The organism is Vibrio profundi (assembly GCF_043642225.1).
Taxonomy (GTDB): Bacteria; Pseudomonadota; Gammaproteobacteria; order Enterobacterales; family Vibrionaceae; genus Vibrio; species Vibrio profundi_A.
The window spans coordinates 1-3,444 of the sequence record NZ_JBHZSF010000033.1 but is presented as its reverse complement, the minus strand read 5'-3'; the positions used below and the strand labels follow the sequence as shown (position 1 = coordinate 3,444).

The following is a 3,444-nucleotide window of genomic DNA, read 5'->3' as shown; positions in this document are numbered from 1 at the left end:
ACACCATTGGTAGCGTCCTTGAAGATGCAGAAAATGGTTTGCCTATACTCGCTCGAGAGCTACTTCAAGATCTATCGAACAAGATTCAAAACCTTAACCTAGAAGTACTGCACTATGATCGCAGAGTCTCTGCTTTAGTTCATGAGATGGCTTCAGCCAAAGCCCTCATGGATATTCCAGGTGTTGGTGAACACAGTGCAAGTGCCATTGTCGCGACCGTCAATGACGCCAAACAATTTGGCTCTAGCCGACAATTTTCCGCTTGGATAGGGTTGGTTCCAAGACAATACTCAACAGGTGGTCATGTTCATCTTGGTCACATCAGCAAAAGAGGCGAAAAACATATTCGCACTCTACTTATTCATGGCGCAAGAGCCGTTATTACACGATGTAAAGAGAAAACCGATCGCAACAGTATTTGGTTAAATCAACTCGTTTAACGACGAGGTCATAAACGAGCAGCTGTCGCCCTGGCAGCAAAAAACGCTCGTATAATATGGGCAATATTAACAACAGGAAAAGAGTACAAAATTAACTATGTAAACGGTTAACACTCACCGAGTCAAAGCAATAGCAAATGATGACAATACGACCAGACCGAGATGCCTAAACCTGTTTAATTGGGAAGTAATAAATACTGTTTAACGAATGAGGCTGGCATCAAGCGAATATCATCAAGGTGACGGAACGAATCCGATTAAACACCGAATGTAGAGCTGCTGTCCGATCCACTGTTGTCAGCGGGAGCTATTGTTGACAAAAGAGGGAGTCCATGTAGCCCCAGTTAAGTACACCTATTTAGCATGAACTGCCAATCATCTTCGGAAACCCAAGACTCAAATACCTTTACTCTGTGATATCCAGTTTTGGTCAAAGATGTAACGCGAATATATGGCCTACCTAGGATTGATTTCTGATGTCTCAATGCGGCAGGTATTCCAAATAGATATACCTGATAACTATCCATGGATAGATTACTTTCACACTTCCGTACAGTAGCAATGTATTGAAAAATTGCACCTACAAATACAAAGCCATAAGTAATTGCACTTTGTTCCATTGATAAAACAAAATCCAATATAAGTAGGACTCCCAAGCCCCCAAATACAGCGGACATACTTGACCAAAGTGCTCGGGAATGAACAATAAACTCGATTTTACGTTTCATAGAACCTCCGTTTCTCATTGTTCTATGAAAAACGAAGAGTGGAAGTCAGCTTAGACAAGCAATGCGAGTTTGTTCACAAGGATTAGCGCACTTAACGCGAAGATAAGGGGTGAGCAGCGCAATACCGAATCCGCCACACACTACCTTAACCACTAAACCTAGCACATAGTAACAATGCCACGTGTGCCGCATCACTCTAGAACAATTTGTTATGCTTGTGTCAAAGGTAAGCTCATATTCAAACTCGTTTCCTTTCGACCTGATTCAAAAACCACTTCGCTATCTCGCCCTGTGTATTTAAAGAGAAATTTTTCATACAGGTTTTGAGCTACGGCGTTTGATTTATATACATCTAACCTTAACTCTTTGAAGCCAAAACGCCGACCATCGGTCAATACAGTTTCTAGTAATCTTGTTGCAATTCCTTGCCCTCTAAAATCAGCATGTACTTGAGCACCTACAAATCCTATTTCATCCGTATCCATGCCGCACATAGTTCCCGGAAAAGCCTCTACGCTAGCAACAACCTTATTATCAACGATTGCTACAAATTGAGGGATTTGTTGTTTGGTGATTCTATTTAGAACAACTTCAATTTTGTCTTTTGGTGGCGGTGGGCTTCGCAGGTATACACCCTCGTCAAACACCCCTTGCCAAAGCTCCCGAAATCCATCTAAGTCATCACAGCAGATTCTTCGAATTTCCATATTTTCTCCAATAAGCAAAACGCCATTGAGGCATGAATAACGCTATCACCTCACCTAGAACGTTTCGCCATAAACACTAAACTCACTTGAAGTGAAGGCGCCAAGCGTTGTGAATCACACTTAAATTTATTGTTAGTCTTTTGTACGTTGAGACCGGGCTAGGACCATACAATGCGAACCAGTATGGGATTAGTAACCCAAATGCCATTGATCCTCCTATAAATGTAGTTGGGAAGCTTTGAAGTACTAATTCAAAAGCCTTGTCGTACTGCTCTGGACTCAGTGTTGGCTTACTTACGTATAGCTCATAAGAAAAACAAATCGGCTGATATATCGACATTCGTAAAAACCAACTCAGAGCACTAACAGGAAGCAAAAATAGAAAAGGTCGCGTCCACACCGAAGGCACTATAAAGTGAATTGCAGGAATCAAGAACAGAAAAGCCACATACAAGGTATTCGCTGATACGTACTGGGTGCTAAATGTATAAAGTTGACCTTCATACATCATCAATACTGAGACCCCGAGTACACTAATTAGGAACAACTTCCCAAACTCTCTTGTACGTGAAAAACGAAGTAAGCAATAGCTAACAACTAATAACAAGACCGTAAGCCAAATATGAGCATCCCAATTCATTTCAAGAAATCGAGGCCGAGATGTTTGAATAATGATCAAAAACGCATACGCTACGGGTAGGTATAGGAACAAAACAATTCCAAGACGCAGAAGTGCCCAAACCGCTTTTCTTATCATCTAGTTCTCCCCCTAGAAGCCTAGCGCCCCATTAAGGTGTGAGTGAATATGTACCAAAATAGAACGAAGCGAAATCGGCACGCGTTTGCGAATCAGCTTGAACAGTTTGCTATTCAATTACTATTGCGCCCTCGGATCTGGAATTGTGTTAAAGGTAGAATCGAAAACCTTTTTATCACCTTCAGAAAGATTAGATTGGTAGCCGATAGCTTTCTCATAAAACTCTATAGATTGAGCTTTATTCCCCGCGATAAGTAAAGCATGGCTTAGCACTGCATTTGTGAACGCTTGTATCCAGTCTGCCCCACTCCCGTCAAAGTGAGTAAATGCCATTTCAGCAAATTGCACGCTTAAAGAAGATTTATTGACACATAGCGCTCTTGCTACGGCTAAATTTGCTAACTCTACATTCTCCTTAGTGCCTACTTCCGACCAATGATAAAGAGAAGAAAAAGAAACCGTTAAAAGCCTTTGCTTCTGCTCTTGGTTTAATTCAGATTCAGATAAAGACCAAAATTCATTGTTGCTTTCAATTGCAAAGTACCGACTTAAACGAAAGATCTCTTCTACATTTGGCTTAGCCATAAATATCCTTATTTATTAAACTTCAATCATTGCATAACACCTTAATAACGGGCGATAGCGTGATACCACTAGAGTGGAATATTGTGCCATAAACACAGAGCTGAATTTGCGAGTGAAGTCGCCAAGCGTTAGGAGTCCCTCTTGAATGGTCTTGGATTCAAGTACGAAGTGCGACACCTCTGAACATAAAAACAGTGAGATGCGATAATCATGAAGTTTGCTCCCGC

4 protein-coding genes and 1 pseudogene are annotated in these 3,444 nt (G+C 41.3%); 1 reads left to right on the top strand and 4 read right to left on the bottom strand.

Annotated elements, in window-relative coordinates; translation table 11 throughout:
* Nucleotides 1-551, top strand: a pseudogene (locus ACHUFI_RS22280) (IS110 family RNA-guided transposase); the annotation flags it as partial.
* Between the two features lie 233 nt (nt 552-784).
* Here ACHUFI_RS22280 and ACHUFI_RS22275 read toward each other — a convergent pair.
* From ACHUFI_RS22275 to ACHUFI_RS22260, 4 genes are all read right to left on the bottom strand, one after another.
* Nucleotides 785-1,168 (bottom strand): hypothetical protein, encoded by a 384-nt coding sequence (locus ACHUFI_RS22275; protein WP_394253178.1) that lies wholly within the window; start codon nt 1,166-1,168, stop codon nt 785-787.
* A 209-nt stretch (nt 1,169-1,377) separates the two neighbouring features.
* Nucleotides 1,378-1,875 carry a GNAT family N-acetyltransferase gene (locus ACHUFI_RS22270; RefSeq protein WP_394253176.1) on the bottom strand — a complete coding sequence of 166 codons (498 nt, stop codon included), beginning with the start codon at nt 1,873-1,875 and terminating at the stop codon, nt 1,378-1,380.
* 877 nt (nt 1,876-2,752) lie between these two features.
* Nucleotides 2,753-3,217, bottom strand: coding sequence for a hypothetical protein (locus tag ACHUFI_RS22265; protein ID WP_394253174.1), 465 nt, complete (start codon nt 3,215-3,217; stop codon nt 2,753-2,755).
* A gap of 15 nt (nt 3,218-3,232) precedes the next feature.
* Nucleotides 3,233-3,444: hypothetical protein (locus ACHUFI_RS22260; protein ID WP_394253172.1), on the bottom strand; the 212-nt coding region annotated here is incomplete at its 5' end.

Bases quoted from the DNA above. Each gene is read 5' to 3' on its own strand.
- ACHUFI_RS22265 (WP_394253174.1), bottom strand. From the start codon at position 3,217: ATGGCTAAGCCAAATGTAGAAGAGATCTTTCGTTTAAGTCGGTACTTT.
- ACHUFI_RS22275 (WP_394253178.1), bottom strand. From the start codon at position 1,168: ATGAAACGTAAAATCGAGTTTATTGTTCATTCCCGAGCACTTTGGTCA.
- ACHUFI_RS22270 (WP_394253176.1), bottom strand. From the start codon at position 1,875: ATGGAAATTCGAAGAATCTGCTGTGATGACTTAGATGGATTTCGGGAG.